This is a genomic window from Streptomyces sp. NPDC043853, from assembly GCF_056436025.1.
The window spans coordinates 1-21,500 of the sequence record NZ_JBWKDJ010000009.1 but is presented as its reverse complement, the minus strand read 5'-3'; the positions used below and the strand labels follow the sequence as shown (position 1 = coordinate 21,500).

The following is a 21,500-nucleotide window of genomic DNA, read 5'->3' as shown; positions in this document are numbered from 1 at the left end:
GTCCTGCTGACCCAACGCCACGTGTGCGCAGGACGATCGACCGAGGAGTAGACGCCAAATGATCCCCTTGTCCTTCGCCCAGCGGCGCCTGTGGTTCATCGACCGGTTCGAGGGGCCGTCGGCGACCTACAACATCCCGTTCCTGCTGCGGTTCCGCGGGACGCTCGACCGGGACGTCCTTTCCGCCGCACTGCGTGACGTGGTCATCCGGCACGAAAGCCTGCGCACCGTCTTCGTCGTCGACGAGGACGGTGTGCCGGCCCAGCAGGTCGTGCCGGAGGACCGGCTCGACCTGGACATCCCCCTGATCACCGTGGACCCGGACGGCGTGGACGCCGCCGTGTCCGCGCAGATCGGCCACCACTTCGACCTCGCCGCCGAAATACCGGTCCGCGCCCACCTGGTGACCGGCACCCCCGGCGAGTACGTCCTCGTCCTCAACATCCACCACATCGCCGCCGACGGCGAGTCGATGCTCCCGCTCACCCGCGACCTCGCCGAGGCCTACACCGCCCGACTCCACGGCGAGTCCCCGGACTGGGAGGAACTCCCCGTCCAGTACGGCGAGTACACCCTCTGGCAGCGCGAGATGCTGGGTGAGGAGAGCGACCCCGACAGCGTCATCTCCGAGCAGCTCGCCTACTGGCGCCAGGAACTGGCCGGCGCCCCCGAGCAGCTGCGCCTGCCCCTGGACCGCCCCCGCCCCGCCGTCTTCAGCCACCGCGGCGACATGGTCGACTTCGCCGTCGACGCCGACCTGCTGGCCGCCGCCGAGGCCCTGGCCGCCAAGCACGGCGCGACCACCCCCATGGTCATGCAGGCCGCGCTGGCCGTCCTCCTCCACCACCTGGGCGCCGGCGAGGACATCCCGCTCGGTGCGACCATCGCCGGCCGCGTCGACGAGGCCCTCGTCGACCTCGTCGGCTTCTTCGTCAACACCTGGGTGCTGCGCACCGACCTGACCGGCGCACCCACCTTCGGCGAGGTCCTCGACCGGGTCCGGGACAAGGCGCTCGCCGCCTACGACAACCAGGACGCGCCCTTCGAGCGGCTCGTCGAGGTGCTCAACCCCGAGCGCTCCACCGCGTACAACCCGCTGTTCCAGGTGATGTTCACCTGGCAGAGCAGTGACCGCCTCACCCTGGACCTGCCGGGCGCCACCGGCGTGCTGGAGGCCGTTCCGACCCACACCGCGAAGTTCGACCTGGAGTTCAACTTCGCGGTCGACCCGGCCGACGGCAGCATGCGCTGCGTCCTGGAGTACGCCACCGCCCTGTTCAACCGCGGCACGGTGGAGAACATCGGCGCCCGCTTCCTGCAGGTACTGCGCCACTTCGCCGCCGACCCGGAGCGCCCGGTCGGTGCCGTCGACGTGCTGCTGCCGGGCGAGCGCGAGATGCTCGCCGGCTTCGCCGAGACCGCCGCCTCCACCCCCGAGCTGACCGTCCCCGAGCTGTTCGAGCAGCAGGTCGCCGTCGACCCCGACGGGGTGGCCGTGGTCTTCGGGGAGGAGTCCCTGACCTACCGCGAGCTGGACGACCGCGCCAACCGGCTGGCCCGCGCCCTGCTGGAGCGGGGCGTACGGCCGGAGTCGCTGGTGGGCCTCGCGCTGCCGCGCTCCGCCGACCTGGTCGTCGCGATGCTCGGCATCATGAAGTCCGGGGCCGCCTATCTGCCGATCGACCCGCGCTTCCCGAGCGCCCGGCTCGCCCTGGTGCTCTCGCAGGCCCGTCCGGCCCTGCTGCTCACCGACGCGGCCACCGCGGCCGGGCTGCCGGAGCACGACGCCCCGGCGCTGTTCCTGGACGACCTCGACCTGGACGCGGCCGATCCGGCGCCGGTGCCGGCGGCGCTGCGCCCGGACAACCTGGCGTACGTGATGTACACGTCCGGCTCCACCGGTACCCCCAAGGGCGTGGCGATCACCCACCACGGCGTGGTCAACGGCGTCATGCGGCTGGCCTCGGTGGTCGGCGTGGGTCCCGGCTCGAAGATGCTGGCCGGCACCTCCATCAACTTCGACGTCTCGGTTTTCGAGATCATCACGGCGCTGACCTCAGGCGGCAGCGTCGAGGTGGTCCGCGACGTGCTGGAGCTGGGCGAGCGCGGCAGCTGGTCGGGTGCGGTGATCAGCTCCGTCCCTTCGGTCTTCGCCGAGGTGCTCGACCAGATCTCGGGCAAGACCGAGGTGGACACCCTGGTGTTCGCCGGCGAGGCACTGCCCGCCTCGCTGATCGCCCGTGCCCGGGCGGCGTTCCCCGGCGTCCGCGTGGTCAACAGCTACGGCCAGACCGAGTCCTTCTACGCCGGCACCTTCACCGTGGAGGGCGCGGACGACTGGGACGCGACGAGCAGCGTGCCGATCGGTGAGCCGCTCGGCAACATGCGCGCGTACGTGCTGGGCGCGGGCCTGACCCCGGTGCCGCCCGGTGTCGTGGGCGAGCTCTACGTGGCCGGTGTGGTCGGCCGCGGCTACCACGGCCGCGCCGGACTCACGGCGGAACGTTTCGTCGCAGACCCGTTCGGCCCGGCCGGCTCCCGTATGTACCGCACCGGCGACCTCGCGCGCTGGAACGCCGAGGGCCGGCTGGAGTACGCCGGCCGCGGCGACGCCCAGGTCAAGATCCGCGGCCTGCGCATCGAGCCGGGCGAGATCGAGGCCGCGCTGACCGCCCACCCGGGCGTCGCCCAGGCCGTGGTCACCGTCCACGAGCGGGCCGGCAACAAGCAGCTCGTCGGCTACGTCGTCCCGGTCGGCACCGTCGCCACTGTCACCACCGAGGGCGCCGACGAGAGCATCGGCGACCTGCACGTGGACCTGACGGCCGGCGTGTCGATGGCGGAGCTCCGCAAGTTCACCGCGGCCCGCCTCCCCGAGTACATGGTCCCGTCCGCGTTCGTGGTGCTGGACCGGCTGCCGCTGGCCCCGAACGGCAAGCTGGACCGCGCCGCCCTCCCCGCCCCGGTGTTCAAGGGCGAGGTCTACCGGGCCCCGTCCAACGAGGTCGAGGAGACCCTCGCCGCCGTCTTCGCCGAGGTCCTCGGCACGGACCGGGTCGGTGTCGACGACGACTTCTTCGCCATCGGCGGCGACAGCATCCGCTCCATCCAGGTGGTGTCCCGGTCCCGCGCCCGCGGGGTCGAGGTCAGCCCCCGCGAGGTCTTCCAGCACCGCACCGTGGCCGAGCTGGCCCTGCTCGCCGGCGGCCGCGTCGGCCAGGCCGTCGTACTGGAGGAGCTCGAAGGCGGTGGCACCGGCTTCATGCCGCTGCTGCCCGTGGCCCGCTACCTCCTCGAACTGGGCGGCGGATACGGCCGGTTCACCATGTCCACGGTCGCCGACCTGCCGGCCGGCATCGGCCGGGACGGCCTCACCGCCACCCTCGCAGCGGTCTGGGACCGGCACGACCTGCTCCGCTCCCGGCTCGTCGACGGCGGCATGACCGTCGACCCGCAGGGCTCCGTAGACCTCGGCCCCCTGATCCACCGGGTGGAGTGGGACGGTGCCTGGGACGACGCCTGGTACGCCCGCGCCACGGAGGAGCTCGACGCCGCCACCGGCCGCCTCGACCCCGCCGCCGGAGTCATGGCGCAGTTCGTCTGGTTCGACGCCGGCCAGGGCGCCGGCCGCCTGATCATCAGCCTCCACCACCTGGTCGTCGACGGCGTGTCCTGGCGCATCCTGCTCCCCGACCTCGCCGAGGCCTGGGGGAAGATCCGCGACGGCCGCACCCCCGAGCTCCCCGCCGTCGGCACCTCCGTCCGCCGCTGGACCAAGGCCCTCGTCGACGAGGCGCACAGCCCCGCCCGCACCGCCGAACTGGAGCTGTGGAAGTCCCAGGTCGAAGGCCCGGACCCGCTCATCGGCTGCCGCGACATCGACCCCGCCACCGACGTCATCTCGGCCGTCGACTACGTCTGGCTCAAGGTCCCCGCGGAGACCACCAGCGCCCTGATCGCCGACGTCCCGGCCGCCTTCCGCGGCGGCGTCAACGACGGCCTGCTCGGCGCGCTCGCCGTCGCCGTCTCCCGCTGGCGGCAGCAGCGGGGCATCGACGAGTCCTCCCTGCTGGTCAAGCTGGAGGGCCACGGCCGTGAGGAAGGCGCCGTGCCCGGCGCCGACCTGTCCCGCACCATCGGCTGGTTCACCAGCATGTTCCCGGTCCGCCTGGACATCGGCGAGGCCGACCTCGACGACGCCCTCAACGGCGGCGCCGCGGCCGGCAGCGTCCTGAAGGCCGTGAAGGAGCAGCTGCTCCGGATCCCCGACAAGGGCCTGGGCTACGGCCTGCTGCGCTACCTCAACGAGGACACCGCCGCCGTCCTGGCCGAGCACCCCACCGGCCAGATCGCCTTCAACTACCTGGGCGTCTTCAACTCGGCCGACATGCCCGAGGAGCTCCGCGGCCTCGGCTTCACCCAGGCCCCCGGCACCAACGAGCTCATCGCCGTGCCCGACGCCGACATGCCCGTCATGTCCACCCTGGAGATCAACGCCCTGGTCACCGACTCCGGGCAGCTCACCGCCCGGTTCGGCTTCCCGACCGGAGTGCTGGCCCGCGAGGACGTCGAACAGCTCGCCGGGCTCTGGCAGACCGCCCTGGAGGGCATGGTCCGCCACGCCGCGCAGCCCGGCGCCGGCGGCCTCACCCCCTCCGACGTGCCGCTGGTCACCGTCCGCCAGCGCGAGCTGGAGACCTGGGAGCGGCGCTACCCCTCCCTCACCGACGTCTGGCCGCTCACCCCGCTGCAGAACGGACTCCTCTTCGAGTCCATGCTGTCCGACGGCGCCGCCGACGCGGGTTACGACGCGTACCAGATGCAGTTCGCGTACCACCTGTCCGGACCGGTCGACGCCGCCCGCATGCGGGCCGCCGGCCAGGCCCTCCTGGACCGGTACGCCAACCTGCGCACCGCCTTCGTCTCCGACGAGGCCGGCGACCTGGTCTCGCTCGTCCTGAACGACGTCGAACTGCCCTGGCGGCACATCGACATGACCGGCGAGGCCGACGGCGAGGCCGCGTTCGGGCGGTTCCTCGCCGAGGACCGCAACCAGCGCTTCGACCCGGTCGCCCCGCCGCTGCTCCGCATCACCCTGATCACCCGCGGCCCCGACCGGTCCGCGCTGGTCTTCACCGCCCACCACGTGCTGTTCGACGGCTGGTCGGTGCCCTGGCTGATGCAGGACCTGCTGCGCCTCTACGGCACCGGCGGCGACGCCACCGGCCTGCCCCGGGTCCGCGGCTTCCGCGAGTTCCTGGTGTGGCTGGCCGACCAGGACAAGGACGCGGCCGCCGAGGCCTGGACGGCCGAGCTCGACGGGTTCGACGAGCCCACCCTGCTGGTTCCCGACAAGGGCCCCGACACCCACAGCGACGACGTCGGCCACGTCGAGGTCCCGCTCACCGGCAACCTCTCGCTGGAGCTGTCCGCCCGCGCCGCCGACCTCGGCGTCACCCTGAACACCCTGGTGCAGGGCGCCTGGGCGGTGCTGCTGGCCCAGCTGACCGGCCGCCAGGACGTCGCCTTCGGCGCCACCGTCTCCGGCCGCCCGCCGGCCGTCCAGGACGTCGAGTCCATGGTCGGCCTGTTCATCAACACCCTGCCCGTGCGGGTGCGGTGCGCCCCCGGCGAGTCCTTCGCCGAGCTGCTCCGCTCCCTGCAGAACCGGCAGGGCGCCCTCCTCGACCACCACAACTACGGCCTGACCGAGATCCACCAGGCCGCCGGCACGAACACGCTGTTCGACACCATCGTGGTCTTCGAGTCCTACCCGGTCGACCACGTCGGACTGAGCGAGGCCAACGCCTCCTCCGGAGTCTCGATCACCGGCATCACCCCGTTCAGCGGCACCCACTACCCGGTCACCGTGATGGCCGACGCCGACCCCAACCTGAAGCTGTCCCTGCAGTACCAGCGCAACGTGCTGGACCGGGACGCCGCCGACACCCTCGCGGAGCGCTTCGAGCGGGTCCTCGCCCACCTGGTCGCCGACCCCGACGCGCCCGTCGCCTCCGTGGACGTCCTCGCCCCCGGCGAGCGGGAGCAGGTCCTGCGCGGCGCGACCGCGGCCGCCGCCCCCGGTACCACCGTCCCGGCGGTGTTCGCCGCCCGGGCCGCCGCCACCCCCGACGCGGTCGCCGTGGTCCACGGCGACCGGTCCCTCACCTACCGCGAGCTCGACGAGCGCGCGAACCGGCTGGCCCGCGGCCTCACCGCCCGCGGCGTCACCCCCGAGTCCGTGGTCGCCGTCGCCCTGCCGCGCACCCCCGACCTGGTCGTCGCCCTGCTCGGCGTCTGGAAGTCCGGGGCCGCGTACGTACCGATCGACCCCGAGTACCCCAGCCGCCGCCTGGAGTTCATCCTTTCCGACGCCGCTCCCTCGCTGGTCCTCACGGACTCCGGCGCACAGGCCGTACTGCCCGCCACCGACATCCCCCGGGCGTTCCTGCCGCAGGTCGAGCAGGAGGGCGCCGACCCGTCCGACCCGGCCGTGCCGCTGACCCCGGACCACCTCGCGTACGTGATGTACACCTCGGGCTCCACCGGCATCCCCAAGGGCGTGGCCGTCACCCACGGCAACATCACCAACGCCCTCCCGGGCCTGGTCACCGCCCTGGGCACCGGCCCCGGAGCCCGGGTCGTGGCCGGCGCGTCGATCAACTTCGACGTGTCGGTGTTCGAGATCTTCTCCGCGCTGTCCACCGGCGGCAGCGTCGAGCTGGTCCGCGACGTCCTCGCCCTCGGCGAGCGCGACGACTGGTCCGCCGACGTCATCAGCTCCGTCCCCTCGGCCTTCGCCGAACTGCTCGACGACCTGCCCGGCCGGATCGACCCCAAGGCGCTGGTCTTCGCCGGCGAGGGCCTGCCGGCCGCCCTGGTCGCCAAGGCCCGCGCGGCCTTCCCCGGCGTCCGCGTGGTCAACGGCTACGGCCAGACCGAGTCCTTCTACGCCACCGCCTTCTCCCTCGGCGACGGCGAGGAGTGGACCGGCGGCGCGAGCGCCCCGATCGGCGAGCCCCTCCCGGGCGTCCGCGCCTACGTGCTCGGCGCCGGCCTGCTGCCGGTCCCGCCCGGCGTCACCGGCGAGCTGTACGTCGCCGGAGCCTCGCTGAGCCGCGGCTACCGGGGCCGTCCCGCCCAGACCGCGGAGCGGTTCACCGCCGACCCGTTCGGCCCGGCCGGCTCCCGCATGTACCGCACCGGCGACCTGGCCCGCTGGACCGCCGACGGCCGCCTCGAATACGTGGGCCGCGGCGACGGCCAGGTCAAGATCCGCGGCGTCCGCGTCGAGCCCGCCGAGGTCGAGGCCGTCCTCGCCGAGCACGACGGGGTCTCCCAGGCCCTGGTGGTGGCCCGCGAGGGCCAGAGCGGCACCGGCTCGAAGTACCTGGCGGCCTATCTGGTCCCGGCCGGCGAGCAGGCCCCCGCGGACCTCCGCGGCTGGATGTCCGCGCGGCTGCCCGACCACATGGTGCCCGCCGCGTTCGTCACCCTGGACAGGTTCCCGCTGCTGCCCAACGGCAAGGTCGACCGGGCCGCGCTGCCCGAGCCGGAGTTCACCGGAACCCCCTACCGCGCCCCGCGCAACGCGAACGAGGAGGTCCTCTGCCGCCTGTTCGCCGAGGTGCTCGGCGTGGACCGGATCGGCATCGACGACGACTTCTTCGCCCGGACCGGCCACTCCCTGCTGGCCACCCGCCTGGTCAACCGGATCCGCGCCGTTCTCGGCGCCGACCTCCGGGTCCGCCTGGTCTTCGACGCGCCCACCGTCGCCGAACTCGCCGGGCACCTGACCACGGCCGGCCCGGCCCGCCCGCCGCTGCGCCGAGCCGAGCCCCGGCCCGAGCGGATCCCGCTGTCCTACGCGCAGCGCCGCCTGTGGTTCGTGGACCGCTTCGAGGGACCCTCCTCCACGTACAACCAGTCCTTCGTGCTGAAGCTCGTCGGAGACCTGCACGCCGAGGCCCTCCGGGCCGCCGTGCGCGACGTCGTCGCCCGCCACGAGACCCTCCGCACCCTGATGGTCGAGGACGCCGACGGCCACCCGTACCAGCAGGTCGTCCCGGTGGACGGCATCGACCTGGCCATCCCGCTGGTCGACATCGCCGCCGACGGCGTCGCCGCCGCGGTCTCCCAGGTGCTGGAACGCCCCTTCCACATGGCGACCGAGATCCCGGTCCGGGCCGTGCTGTTGCGCTCCGGCGCCCAGGAGCACCGCCTCGTCCTGGTCATCCACCACATCGCCGTCGACGGCGAGTCGATGGCACCGATCGCCCGCGACCTCGGCGCCGCCTACGCGGCCCGGCGGGCCGGCACCGCACCCGGCTGGGACGAGCTGCCGGTCCAGTACGTCGACTACACGCTGTGGCAGCGCGAGCTGCTCGGCGAGGCCGAGGACCCGGACAGCGTGCTCACCGCCCAGGCCTCGTACTGGCAGAAGGAACTGGCCGGCGTGCCGCAGCCGCTCCCGCTGCCCGCCGACCGGCCGCGCCCGCCGGCCCCGAGCCACCACGGCGACATCGTGGAGTTCGGCCTCGCCCCGCAGGTCTCGGCCGCGGTCGAGGAACTCGCCCGCGCGAACGGCGCGACCGCCGCGATGGTCCTGCAGGCCGCCCTCGCGGTGCTGCTGAGCCGCCTCGGCAGCGGCGACGACATCACCATGGGCTCGCCGATCGCCAACCGCACCGACGCCGAACTGGCCGAACTCGTCGGCTTCTTCGTCAACACCTGGGTGCTGCGCGCCGACGTCTCCGGCAACCCCACCTTCGAGGAGGTGCTGGGGCAGGTCCGCGGCAAGGCCCTCACCGCCTACGACAACCAGGAGGCGCCGTTCGAGCGGCTGGTGGAGCTCCTCAATCCGGAGCGCTCCACCGCGTACCACCCGCTGTTCCAGGTGATGTTCGCCTGGCAGAACATCACCCGCGAAGACTTCGAGATGCAGGGCCTGACGGTCACGTGGGAGCCCTCGGCCACCGCCACCGCGAAGTTCGACCTGTTCTTCAACATGGGTGACATCCCCGGCCAGGGCGTCATCGGCTACCTCGAGTACGCCACCGACCTGTTCGACCGGACCACCGTCGAGAAGCTCGCCGACCGGTTCACCCGGCTCGTCGGCCAGCTCGTCGCGGCCCCGCAGCAGCAGATCGGCGCGCTGGACGTGCTCGTCGACGGCGAGCGCGAACTCCTCGCGGGCTTCGCCGGCCGCCCCGACGCCGAGGCCGCCGTGCCCCCGGCCACCGTCCCGGAGCTGTTCGCCCGGCAGGCCGAGGCCGCCCCGGACGCGCCCGCCGTGGTCCACGGCGACCTCACCCTCACCTACCGCGAGCTCGACGAGCGCGCCAACCGGGTGGCCCGCGCCCTGGCCGGACGGGGCATCGGCGCGGAATCGCTGGTCGGCCTGGCCGTGTCCCGCTCCGCCGACCTGGTCGTCGCGATGCTGGGCATCCTCAAGTCCGGCGCCGCCTACCTGCCCATCGACCCGCGCTACCCCAGCGCCCGCCTCGGGCTGATGCTCGACCAGGCCGCCCCGGAGCTCCTCCTCGTCGACGAGGAGTCCGCCCCGGTGCTGCCCGAGCACCCGACCCCGCGGCTGTCCCTCGACGCCCTCGACCTGACCGCCGGCGACGCGACCGCCCCCGAGGCCGCCCCGCTCCCCGGCAACACGGCGTACGTGATGTACACCTCGGGCTCCACCGGGGTCCCCAAGGGCGTCACCGTCACCCACGGCAACGTGACCGCCGCACTGCCCGGCCTGGTCGACGCGCTGGGCATCGGCCGGGGCGGCAAGGTCCTGGCCGGCACCTCCGTCAACTTCGACGTGTCGGTGTTCGAGATCATGACCGCCCTGACCACCGGCGGCACCGCCGAGATCGTCCGCGACGTGCTGGAGCTCGGCGAGCGCGAGCGCTGGTCGGGCGCGGTGATCAGCTCCGTCCCCTCGGTCTTCGCCGAACTCCTCGACCAGATCGCCGGGAAGACCGAGGTGGACACCCTGGTGTTCGCCGGCGAGGCCCTCCCGGCCGCCCTGATCGAGCGGGCCCGGACCGCCTTCCCCGGCGTCCGCGTGGTCAACGGCTACGGCCAGACCGAGTCCTTCTACGCCACCGCCTTCGCCCTCCCCGCCGACCAGGACCTGCACGGCGCCGGCGGCGCCCCGATCGGCACCCCGCTCGGCAACGTCCGCGCGTACGTCCTCGGCTCCGGCCTGACCCCGGTCCCGCCGGGCGTCGCCGGCGAGCTCTACGTCGCGGGCAGCTCCGTCGCCCGCGGCTACCGGGGCCGTCCCGCCCTGACCGCGGAGCGGTTCGTCGCCGACCCGTTCGGCCCGGCCGGCTCCCGGATGTACCGCACCGGCGACCTGGCCCGCTGGACCGCCGACGGCCGCCTGGAGTACGTCGGCCGCGGCGACGCCCAGGTCAAGATCCGCGGCCTGCGCATCGAGCCCGGCGAGGTGGAGGCGGCCCTGACCGCCCACCCCGGAGTGGAGCAGGCCGTGGTCCTGGTCCGCGCCGGCGCCGGCGAGGCCAAGCAGCTCGTCGGCTACGTCGTCCCGGCCCGCACCGGCGACGCCGGCGAGGAAGCGGCGAAGAAGAACAGCCTGGACCTCACCACCGGTGTGTCCGTGCCCGACCTGCGTCGCTTCGCCGCGGCCCGGCTGCCCGAGTTCATGGTCCCGTCCGCCTTCGTCGTCCTGGACCGGCTGCCGCTGGCCCCCAACGGCAAGCTGGACCGCGCCGCCCTCCCCGACCCCGTCTTCAAGGGCGAGGTCTACCGGGCCCCGTCCAACGAGGTCGAGGAGACCCTCGCCGCCGTCTTCGCCGAGGTCCTCGGCACGGACCGGGTCGGTGTCGACGACGACTTCTTCGCCATCGGCGGCGACAGCATCCGCTCCATCCAGGTGGTGTCCCGGTCCCGCGCCCGCGGGGTCGAGGTCAGCCCCCGCGAGGTCTTCCAGCACCGCACGGTGGCCGAGCTGGCGCTGATCGCCGGCGCCCGCGTGGGTGCCGCGGTGGTCCTGGAGGAGCTGGAGGGCGGTGGCACCGGCTTCATGCCGCTGCTGCCCGTGGCCCGCTACCTGATGGAACTCGGCGGCGGATACGGCCGGTTCACCATGTCCACCGTCGCCGACCTGCCCGTCGGCATCGACGAGTCCGGCCTGCTGGCCACCCTCGGCGCGGTCTGGGACCGGCACGACTTGCTCCGCTCGAAGCTCGCCGACGGCGGCATGGTCGTGGAACCCCAGGGCTCCACCGACCTCGCCGCCCTGGTGACCCGGATCGCCTGGGACGGCGCGTACGACGAGGCGTGGCTGGCCCGCGCCGCGGAGGAGCTCGACGCCGCCACCGGCCGCCTCGACCCCGCCGCCGGAGTCATGGCGCAGTTCGTCTGGTTCGACGCCTCCCGGGGCGCCGGCCGGCTGCTGGTGATCCTCCACCACCTGGTCGTCGACGGCGTGTCCTGGCGCATCCTGCTCCCGGACCTCGCCGAGGCCTGGGGGAAGATCCGCGACGGCGAGGAGCCGGAGCTCCCCGCGGTCGGCACCTCCGTCCGCCGCTGGACCAAGGCCCTCATGGACGAGGCCGTCTCCCCGGAGCGGGTCGCCGAGCTGGAGCTGTGGAAGTCCGTGGTCGAAGGCCCGGACCCGCTGCTCGGCTCCCGCGACATCGACCCGGCCGTCGACGTCGTCTCCACCGTGGACCACGTCTGGCTGAAGCTGCCGGACTGGGCCACCGAGGCCCTGCTGACCGACGTACCCGCCGCCTTCCGCGGCGGCGTCAACGACGGCCTGCTCACCGCGCTCGCCGTCGCCGTCGCCCAGTGGCGCCGCGCCCGCGGCATCGACGAGTCCTCCCTGCTGGTCAAGCTGGAGGGCCACGGCCGCGAGGAAGGAGCCGTGCCCGGCGCCGACCTGTCCCGCACCATCGGCTGGTTCACCAGCATGTTCCCGGTCCGCCTGGACATCGGCGAGGCCGACCTCGACGACGCCCTCACCGGTGGCCCCGCGGCCGGCAGCGCGATCAAGGCCGTCAAGGAGCAGCTGCTCCGGATCCCCGACAAGGGCCTGGGCTACGGCCTCCTCCGCTACCTCAACGAGGAGACCGCACCGCAGCTGAAGGACCACGGCATCGGCCAGATCGCCTTCAACTACCTGGGCCGCTTCTCGGAAGCGGACATGCCCGAGGAACTCCGCGGCCTCGGCTGGACCCAGACCCCCGGCATGAGCGAGCTCATCGCCGTCCCCGACGCCGACATGCCCGTCATGTCCACCCTGGAGATCAACGCGGCCGTCACCGACACCCCCGACGGACCCCGGCTGGGCGTCCGGTTCGGCTTCCCCGCGGGCGTCCTGGCCCGCACCGACGTGGAGGAGCTCGCCCGGCTGTGGCGGACCGCGCTGGAGGGCCTCGCCCGCCACGTGGACCGGCCCGGCGCCGGTGGCCTCACCCCCTCCGACGTACCGCTGGTCAGTGTCCGCCAGAGCGAGCTGGAGGCCTGGGAGCGCCGCCACCCGTCCCTCAGCGACGTATGGCCGCTCACCCCGCTCCAGTCCGGACTGCTGTTCGAGTCACTGATGGCCGACACCGCCTACGACGCCTACCACGTCCAGGTGGTGTACGACCTCTCCGGCGCGGTCGACCCGGCCCGCCTGCGGGCCGCCGGCCAGGCCCTCCTCGACCGGTACGCCAACCTGCGCACCGCCTTCGTCCCCGACGCGGCCGGCAACCAGGTGGCACTCGTCCTGGACGAGGTCGAACTCCCCTGGGAGTCCATCGACCTCCGCGACCTCGACCCGCAGCGCCGGGCCGAGGAGCTGGAACGCTTCATGGCCGAGGACCAGGCCGACCGCTTCGACCCCACCCGCGCGCCGCTGCTCCGCATGTCACTGGCCCTGACCGGCCCCGACACCGCCGAACTGCTGCTCACCTCGCACCACGCCCTGCTCGACGGCTGGTCGCTGAGCATCCTGATGCAGGAGCTGCTGCGCCTGTACGGGTCCTCCGGCGACGCCTCCGTCCTGCCGCGGGTCCGCAAGTACCGGGACTTCCTGGTGTGGATGTCGGAGCAGGACGCCGAGGCGTCCGCCCGGGCCTGGGCCGCCGAGCTCGCCGGCGTCGAGGAGCCCACCCTGATCGCCCCGCACGCCGGGTCCGAGGTGGACCCCCAGCGCGTCGGCCAGATCGAGATCCCGTTGTCCTCGGAGACCGCGCGGGAGCTGGTGCGCAGCGCCGCCGGCCTGGGCATCACCCTGAACACCCTGGTCCAGGGCACCTGGGCGACGGTGCTGGCACAGCTCACCGGCCGACAGGACGTGGTGTTCGGCACCACCGTCTCCGGCCGCCCGCCGGCCGTACCGGGCGTCGAGGCGATGGCCGGCCTGTTCATCAACACCCTTCCGGTGCGAGTCGAACTGTCCCCCTGGCACACCCTGCGCCAGGTACTGACCGGCCTGCAGGACCGGCAGGGCCCGCTGATGGACCACCACCACATCGGCCTGACCGAGATCACCCGGAGCACCGGGCTCAGCAAGCTGTTCGACACCGTGGTGGTGTTCGAGTCCTTCCCGATGGACCGGGACGGCCTCGTGGACGCCACCGCCAACGGCGGCATCGCGATCACCGGGGTCAGCACCGGCAACGGCACGCACTACCCGCTGGGCATCGCGGCCGCCGCCGACGACTCCCTGCACGTGGTGATGGAGTACCAGGAGGACGTGTTCGAGCAGGCCGCGGCCGAGGGCATCGCCGCCCGCTTCGCCCGCGTGCTGGGCCGGCTCGTCGCCGACCCCGACGTACCCCTCGGCGCGGTGGACATGCTGCCGCCGGCCGAACGGGAGCACCTGCTCCAGGGCCTCAACGGCACCTCCGTGCCCACCCGGGACGGGACGATCGCCGACCTGTTCGAGCGGCAGGTCGCCGCCACCCCGGACGCCGTCGCCGTGATCCACGAGGACGGGGTGCTCACCTACCGGGAGCTGAACGAGCGCGCAGACCGGGTCGCCGCCGCCCTCGCCGGGCGCGGCGTCGGAGCTGAGACGGTGGTGGCGGTGGCCACCCGCCGGTCGCCCGACCTGGTGGTGTCCCTGCTGGGCGTGACCAAGGCCGGCGGCGCCTACCTGCCGGTCGACCACACCTACCCGGCCGAGCGCATCGCCTACATGGTCGAGGACTCGGGCGCCCGCCTCGCCGTGGTCGACGCGGCCGCCGCAGAGGTGCTCGCCGGGCACGGTCTGCCGACCCTCCGGGTCGACGAGGTCGTCGAGGCCGACGAGGTCGCCGCGGCGGATCCTGCCGATATCACCCGGATCGCCAGGTTCGCGACGCTCGACAGTGCCGCGTACGTCATCTACACCTCCGGGTCCACGGGCAAGCCCAAGGGCACCGTCGTCACCCACCGCGGCATCGCCAGCCTGGTCGCCGCACACGTGGAGGGCATGGCGGTGACCCCCGACAGCCGGATGCTCCAGCTCGTCTCGCCGAGCTTCGACGTGTCCGTCTGCGAGATGTTCACCGTGCTGCTCTCCGGCGCCGCCCTGGTGGTCGCCGACAAGGAGAAGCTGGCCCCCGGGCTGCCGCTGGCCGACACCGTCGACCGGCACCGGGTGACCCACATGATGCTGCCGCCCGCGATGCTCGCCTCCCTCCCCGCCGACGCTCTGACCAGCGTGGTTTCCCTCCTGGTCGGCGGCGAGGCCACACCGCCGGAGCTCGCCGCTGTCTGGGCGACAGGACGCCGGATGATGAACGTCTACGGCCCGACGGAGACCACGGTGTGCGCCACCATGGCCCCGCCGATGGCCCCCGACGGCCGGGTCTTCCCGATCGGCAGGCCCATCCGCAACACCCGGGCGTACGTGCTGGACGCCACCCTCCAGCCGGTCCCGGCCGGGGTGGCCGGCGAGCTGTACCTCGCCGGTCCCGGCGTGGCCCGCGGCTACCTCGGCAAGCAGAAGGTGACCGCCGAGCGCTTCGTGGCCTGCCCGTTCGGCCTGCCCGGCGAGCGGATGTACCGGACCGGCGACGTGGTCTCCTGGAACGCGGACGGCGAACTCGTCTTCCACGGCCGGGCCGACGACCAGGTCAAGATCCGCGGCTTCCGCATCGAGCTCGGCGAGATCGAGACGGCGCTGACCGCACACCCCGGCGTGGACCGGGCCGTGGTCGTGGTCGACGACCAGCGCGGCGACCGCCGCCTGGTGGGCTACCTGGTGCCCACCGCCGCCGACGCCACGGCGGAGCTGATCGCCGAGGTCCGCGCCCACCTGCGGGAGCGGCTGCCGGAGCACATGGTGCCCTCGGCGCTGGTGCTCATCGAGGAGGTCCCGCTCACCCTCAGCGGGAAGCTGGACAAGCGGGCCCTGCCCGCCCCGGACTGGGCGGGCGAGTCCGCCGGCCGGGCCCCGCGCACCCCGCGCGAGGAGATCCTCTGCGGCCTGTTCGCCGAGGTCCTCGGGATCGGTTCGGTCACCATCGACGACAGCTTCTTCGTCCTCGGCGGCCACTCCCTGCTCGCCTCCAAGCTGATCAGCCGGATCCGCGTGGTCCTCGGCGTCAACCTGCCGCTCCGCGCGGTGTTCGACTCGCCGACGGTCGCCGACCTGTCCGGCTACCTGGAGGCGGAAGGCGCCGCCGGCGGCGTCGCGGGCGACCCCTTCGGCGCGGTCCTCTCCATCAAGGGCGGTGCCGGAAAGGGGAATTCGACCGCCAACGACAGCACTCTCTGGTTCATTCACCCGGGTGGCGGGATATGCTGGCCCTACCTCGGATTCGCCGGACGGCTCCCGCAGTACCAGACCGTCCACGGAATCCAGGCCAAGGGTTTCGACGGCCGGACGAAACTGCCCGAGTCGATCGACGAGATGATCCTCGACTACGTCGGGGAAATCCTGGAGATCCAGCCGGAAGGGCCCTACCACCTGGCGGGCTATTCCATCGGCGGCACGTTCGCCCAGGCGATAGCCGCCGAACTCCAGCGGCGCGGGCACGACATCGCGCAGCTGGTCATGCTCGACAGCGTCCCCAGCGATTACCTGGTGACGCAGGCCCCGCCCACCGCGGCCGCACTCCGGGAGTACTTCCAGGAGCAGCTCACGGGCGTGGCCGGGACCGAGGACGGCGAGTCCTTCCTGGACAACGCGGTCCGCGTCATTCTCAACCACACCGCTCTGACACCGGGGTTCAATTCACCGGTCTTCCACGGGGACGCGTTGTTCTTCAATGCCGTGCCCAATCCCGAGGCCCGCTACGGCGACCTCTGGAAGCCGTACATCACGGGTGCCATCAAGCAGTACGACATCGAGACCACGCACCACGAAATGGTGCTGCCGGAACCCGCCGCCGAGATCTGCCGGATCGTCGGCCGGGAGATTTCCGCGAAGCAGGCGGATGGAAATGGAGTCCAGGTATGAGCAGCAACCCGTTCGACGATGAGAACGGCCAGTTCTACGTCGTGGTGAACGGCGAGGAGCAGCACTCGCTGTGGCCCGCCTTCGCGGACGTCCCGGCCGGCTGGCGCATCGCGTTCGGTGCTGCCGCCCGCCCGGACTGCCTGACCTACGTCGAGGAGCACTGGACGGACCTGCGGCCCAAGAGCCTGCAGGACGCCATGGCAGTCGCCCAGTAGTCGCCCCACCCCCACACCCACGCGGAGAGGAAGCACCAGTGTCTGAGGTCATCGAGCGGTGGAACGTCCACCCCACCCGCCAGTGGCTGCGCGGCATCCGGCCGGCGAACCCCATCGAGTTCGACGAGGAGATCGGCGCCTGGTGCGCCTACGGCTTCGACGAGGTCGAGGCGATCCTCGGCGACTACGAGACCTTCTCGGCCGCCACCGCCGCGTACGCCGCGGTACAGGTGGACCCGAAGTTCCAGGAGGGTGACATCTCGCAGATGGACCCGCCGGAGCAGAGCAAGTACCGCAAGCTCATCGGCGCCGCGTTCTCCCCACGCGTGATCAACGGCCTCGAGGGCCGCATCGTCAAGATCACCGACGAGCTCCTCGACGAGGTCGAGGAGAAGGGCAGCTTCGAGCTGGTGGCGGACCTCGCCTACCCGCTCCCGGTCATCGTGATCGCCGAACTGCTCGGCGTCCCGCTCGAAGAGCGCGACATCTTCAAGGGCGTCGCCTTCGACATCATCGAGAACATGGCCGGCCTGGACTTCGTCAGCGGCGGCGAGGGCATCGAGGAGCAGATCCACTCCGCCGAGGCCCGCCTGAAGCCCCTGCTCGACTACATGGCCGACCAGGTCGCCCAGCGCCGCAAGCAGCCCCGCGAGGACCTGCTGACGTACCTCATGCAGGCCGAGCAGGACGGCGAGCGCCTCACCGACAACGAGGTCGTCAACATCGCCAACGTGCTGCTGATCACCGGTCACATCACCAGCACCATGATGGTCGGCAACACCATGGCCTGCCTGGACACCGAGCCCGCGTGGATGGAGAAGGTCCGCGCGGACCGCTCCCTGGTCCCCGGAGCCGTCGAGGAGGCCCTGCGCCTGCTCCCGCCGGCCGCGACCCTGTCCCGTGTCACCACCCGCGAGGTCGAGATCGGCGGGGTGACCATCCCCGCCGAGCAGATGATCCTCCCGTGGGTGAGCGCGGCCAACCGCGACCCGAAGAAGTTCGACCGCCCGAACGTCTTCGACCCGAGCCGCAGCCCCAACCACTCCATCAGCTTCGGCCACGGCGTCCACTACTGCCTCGGCACCCGGCTCGCCCGCCTGGAGGGCAAGATCGCCATCAACGCGATCCTGGACCGCTTCCCGAAGTTCGCCAGCGACCCCCAGAAGCCGCCGACCTTCTTCCCGTCGACGGACATGCTCGGCGTCCGCTCCTTCGACGTCCTCTACAAGTAATCCGACGACCTCCGCACCACGCGGCGCCCCAGGGGGCCGCGTGACCGGAGCCGGCAGGGCACGGACGCGCGCCACGGGACGCGCGGGCGCCACCTTTTCCACACGGGGGAACAACCGATGACGAAGCTCTTTGCGAACCGGCTGGATCTGGCAGAACTGGCCGAGAGCCGGCCGTGGCTGCGCGGCGAGCGGCCGGCCGAGCCGGTCTGGTACGACGAGAAACTGGGTGTGTGGCAGGTCTGGGGCTACAGCCAGGTGTGCGAGGTCCTCAACGACCCGGAGAGGTACTCCACCGACAGCGCCCGGCTGTTCGAGGTCGACGAGGAGGCCCGCAAGTACTTCGCGGGCGACATCGCCCAGATGGACGGCCCCGACCACATCCACATGCGGCGGCAGGTCGGCAAGCTGCTGACGCCCAAGCACCTCGGCGACCTCGAGGAACGGGTGCGCGAGACGGCCGAGGGCCTCCTCGACGAGCTGGGCGACCGGGACCGCTTCGACCTGATCCACGACTTCATCGACGAGGTCTCGGGGATCCTGTTCAGCCGGATCATCGGCACCCCGGTCGAGGGCCGCAAGCACCTCCTCAGCGTGAACGCGACCATGGACGTGGACGCGCACATGAGCACCTCGGGGCGGGAGGGCGAGGAGTACTTCAGCTCCATGCTCAACCCGCTGCAGCCGCTCCGCGAGCTCCTCGACGAGACCATCGCCGAGCGGATGCGGGAGCCGCAGGACGACCTGCTCAGCCTGATGCTCGACTTCAGGTACCTCGACGGCCGCAGGATGACCCACCACGAGCTGGTGAACTTCGCGATCGCCGTGCTCGGCGCGGGCCACGTCACCAGCCCGATCCTCATCGGCAACACCCTGTTGCTCTGGGACCTCTTCCCCGAGCAGGCGGCCAAGGTCAAGGCCGACCGGTCCCTCCTCCCCGCCATGTTCGAGGAGACGATGAGGTTCCTCAGCCCGGCCTCGACCTCCTACCGCGTGACCGAGACCGATGTGATCCTGGCCGGGAAGTTCATTCCCCGGGACTCGCTGGTCTGCATCCAGCTCGGTGCCGCCAACCGCGACCCGCGGCAGTTCCCGAACCCGGACGTCTACGACGTGACCCGGTCGCCGAACCAGCACGTCGGCTACGGCCGCGGCCCGCACTACTGCATCGGCGTGCAGCTCGCGCGCGTCGAGGTCCGCACGGTCTTCAACGCCCTGCTGGACCGCTACCCGGACCTGAGGCTGGACCCGGAACGGCGGCCGGCCTTCTACGGTTCGCCCGAGTTCACGGGCGTACGCAGCCTTCCTGTCCGTACCACCTGATAGAGGGCCTGCGGACCGGCCCCTCGTTCGCATGGCCCTCGGCACGCACCACGTGACGCAACAACGAGCCAAGGGAACGCAATGAGCGAATTCGCGAAGCGCTGGGGTCTCGGTCCGGAGAAGTACTGGCTCCACGGGCAACTGCCCGCGGAGCCAGTGAGGTGGGACGAGGAACTCGGCGTCTGGGACATCACCGGCTACCGGGAGGTCCTCGCCGTCCTGGGCGACTCGGAGTCCTTCACGGCGGACTCCACCCGCCTGTTCGATGTGGACGAGGAGCAGGCCAGGCTCATCAAGGGCGACATGGCCCAGATGAACGGGCCCGAGCACATCCACATGCGGCGGCAGGTCGGCAGGGCGTTCAGCCCCAAGGCCATGGACGACCTCGAACTGCGGATCACCCGGCTCGGCACCGAGCTGCTGGACAGGCTCGCCGGCCGGGACAGGTTCGACCTGCTCGGTGACTTCATCGACGACCTGTCCGGCATCCTCTTCAGCGAACTGCTCGGCACCCCGGCCGAACACCGCGAGATGTTCAAGGCCGTCGACCAGACCATGGACACGAACGTCCGGATGAGCACGGTAGGGGAAGGCGGCGAGGAGTACTTCGACTCCCTGCTCGGTCCGCTGCTGCCGCTGCGCGAGTTCCTCGGCGAGATCATCAACGAGCGCCGCAAGGAGCCGAAGCAGGACCTGCTCAGCCTGATGATCGATTTCAAGTACCTCGACGGCACCCCGATGGCACACGACGAGATCATCAACTTCGCCGTGGCCGTGCTGGGCGCCGGCCACCTCACCAGCCCGATCCTGATCGGCAACACCATGCTCTGCCTGGAGTCCTTCCCGGACCAGGCCGCCAAGGTGCGCGCGGACCGGTCGCTGGTGCCGGGCATGTTCGAGGAGGTCATGCGGTACTTCACGCCGGCCACCGTCTCCTACCGGGCCACCCTGGCCGAGGTCGAGATCGGCGGCGTGACGATCCCCGAGGGCCAGATGGTCGCCCTCCAGCTGGGCGCGGCCAACCGCGACCCGCGGCAGTTCCCGGACGCCGACACCTTCGACGTGACCCGGGCGCCCAACCAGCACGTCGGCTACGGCCGGGGCTCCCACTACTGCATCGGCGCGGCGATGGCACGGGTGGAGACCCGGGTCATCTTCAACCTGCTGCTGGACCGCTACCCCGACCTGCGGGTGGAGGCCCCCGTCTTCTTCGGGTCCCCCGAATTCACCGGTGTGCGCTCACTGTCGGTGCGCTCCGTCTGAGGGTGCCCGTGCACCTGTGGGAACTCCCCGTCCGGCATGCCGGACGGGGAGTTCCTGCGTTCCGGGACGCCGGATAGTCCGGCGATAAGGAAGCGATAGGGCCGCTTCCTAACGTGGTTCTCGTAAGGCAGCGGGCAGGAGCCCCGACCGGACGGGAGTTACCGATGATCGCGGTTCGTCAGCCGGTCCTCGAGACCGTCGAGCACGGCCTGGAGGCCGAACTCGAAGCTCTTCTCGGGGGCCGAGGCGTACTCGGGGTCGGCACTCTCGAAGGCGTCGACACGGGCGCGGAGCCGCGGGAACTGCCTCGCGATCTCGGTCGCCTGCGTCATGGCCTCGCGGATGAGTTCCTGGGAGTTCCCGCCGCCGTGGCTCAGTCGCCGGTTGACGGAGACGGAGGCGGACATGCCGATCGTGTTACCGAGGACGAACATGAAGACGGTGGCGGTGGCCTGGTCGGCCTCCGCTCCGACGAAGCCGGCCTTCTCGTAGACCGCGAGGCTGTGGTCGTCGTGCCGCGCCTTGTTCGGCCCGTAGAGCGGCTGGGAGGCGAAGGCCATCACCAGCCACGGATGCCGGGAGATCATCGCGTAGAGGTCGTGGGCCATCGTGGCGGCCGCAGTGCGCCAGCCCACGGCGTCGAGGTCGGGAAGCCCGATCTCGTTCCACACCTCGTCGCTGGCCAAAATGACCAGATTGTCCTTGTTCTTGACATGCCAGTAGACAGCCGTGGCGGCGGAGCCGAGCCGCTTGCCCAGGCTGCGCATGTTCAGGCCTTCTAGGCCCTCGGCATCCAGCAGCTCGATAGCAGCCCGAACGATCTGTTCGCGCGTCAACGTGTCACGAGGCATGCGCTCAGCGTAGATCAGAATTTCGGATTGCACAAAGTTCAAGATGCCACTTGCACGCTGTGCAAGTCGGCTCTATGGTCTGACTTGAACGATGTACAAGTCGACTCCGTTCAAGAGGAGGAATGTCATGACGGCCATTTCGGCTACCGGTCTGCGCAAGGCGTACGGGGAGCACCGGGTGTTGGACGGGGTGGATCTGCACATCCCGCAG

6 protein-coding genes are annotated in these 21,500 nt (G+C 71.8%); 5 read left to right on the top strand and 1 reads right to left on the bottom strand.

Annotation, left to right across the window (positions count from 1 at the left end; genetic code table 11):
* Nucleotides 1-58: 58 nt before the first annotated feature.
* From AC067U_RS23225 to AC067U_RS23205, 5 genes are all read left to right on the top strand, one after another.
* Nucleotides 59-16,408, top strand: coding sequence for an amino acid adenylation domain-containing protein (locus AC067U_RS23225; protein WP_478831663.1), 16,350 nt, complete (start codon nucleotides 59-61; stop codon nucleotides 16,406-16,408).
* Complete coding sequence (locus AC067U_RS23220) at nucleotides 16,405-16,623, top strand: MbtH family protein (protein ID WP_478831662.1); 219 nt, start codon at nucleotides 16,405-16,407, stop codon at nucleotides 16,621-16,623. The genes AC067U_RS23225 and AC067U_RS23220 overlap by 4 nt, the downstream gene beginning before the upstream one ends.
* 38 nt (nucleotides 16,624-16,661) lie before the next feature.
* Nucleotides 16,662-17,855, top strand: a complete 1,194-nt coding sequence (locus tag AC067U_RS23215; protein WP_478831661.1) for a cytochrome P450 — start codon at nucleotides 16,662-16,664, stop codon at nucleotides 17,853-17,855.
* 117 nt (nucleotides 17,856-17,972) lie between these two features.
* The gene (locus AC067U_RS23210) at nucleotides 17,973-19,175 is read left to right on the top strand and encodes a cytochrome P450 (RefSeq protein ID WP_478831660.1); all 1,203 of its coding nucleotides are present in this window, start codon (nucleotides 17,973-17,975) and stop codon (nucleotides 19,173-19,175) included.
* A gap of 81 nt (nucleotides 19,176-19,256) precedes the next feature.
* Nucleotides 19,257-20,438 carry a cytochrome P450 gene (locus AC067U_RS23205; RefSeq protein ID WP_478831659.1) on the top strand — a complete coding sequence of 394 codons (1,182 nt, stop codon included), beginning with the start codon at nucleotides 19,257-19,259 and terminating at the stop codon, nucleotides 20,436-20,438.
* 158 nt (nucleotides 20,439-20,596) lie between these two features.
* On the opposite strand, the gene AC067U_RS23200 is transcribed toward AC067U_RS23205, so the two are convergent.
* Nucleotides 20,597-21,289, bottom strand: a complete 693-nt coding sequence (locus tag AC067U_RS23200) for a TetR/AcrR family transcriptional regulator (RefSeq protein WP_478831658.1) — start codon at nucleotides 21,287-21,289, stop codon at nucleotides 20,597-20,599.
* Nucleotides 21,290-21,500: the final 211 nt, after the last annotated feature.

Bases quoted from the DNA above. Each gene is read 5' to 3' on its own strand.
- AC067U_RS23225 (WP_478831663.1), top strand. From the start codon at position 59: ATGATCCCCTTGTCCTTCGCCCAGCGGCGCCTGTGGTTCATCGACCGG.
- AC067U_RS23220 (WP_478831662.1), top strand. From the start codon at position 16,405: ATGAGCAGCAACCCGTTCGACGATGAGAACGGCCAGTTCTACGTCGTG.
- AC067U_RS23210 (WP_478831660.1), top strand. From the start codon at position 17,973: ATGACGAAGCTCTTTGCGAACCGGCTGGATCTGGCAGAACTGGCCGAG.
- AC067U_RS23205 (WP_478831659.1), top strand. From the start codon at position 19,257: ATGAGCGAATTCGCGAAGCGCTGGGGTCTCGGTCCGGAGAAGTACTGG.
- AC067U_RS23200 (WP_478831658.1), bottom strand. From the start codon at position 21,289: ATGCCTCGTGACACGTTGACGCGCGAACAGATCGTTCGGGCTGCTATC.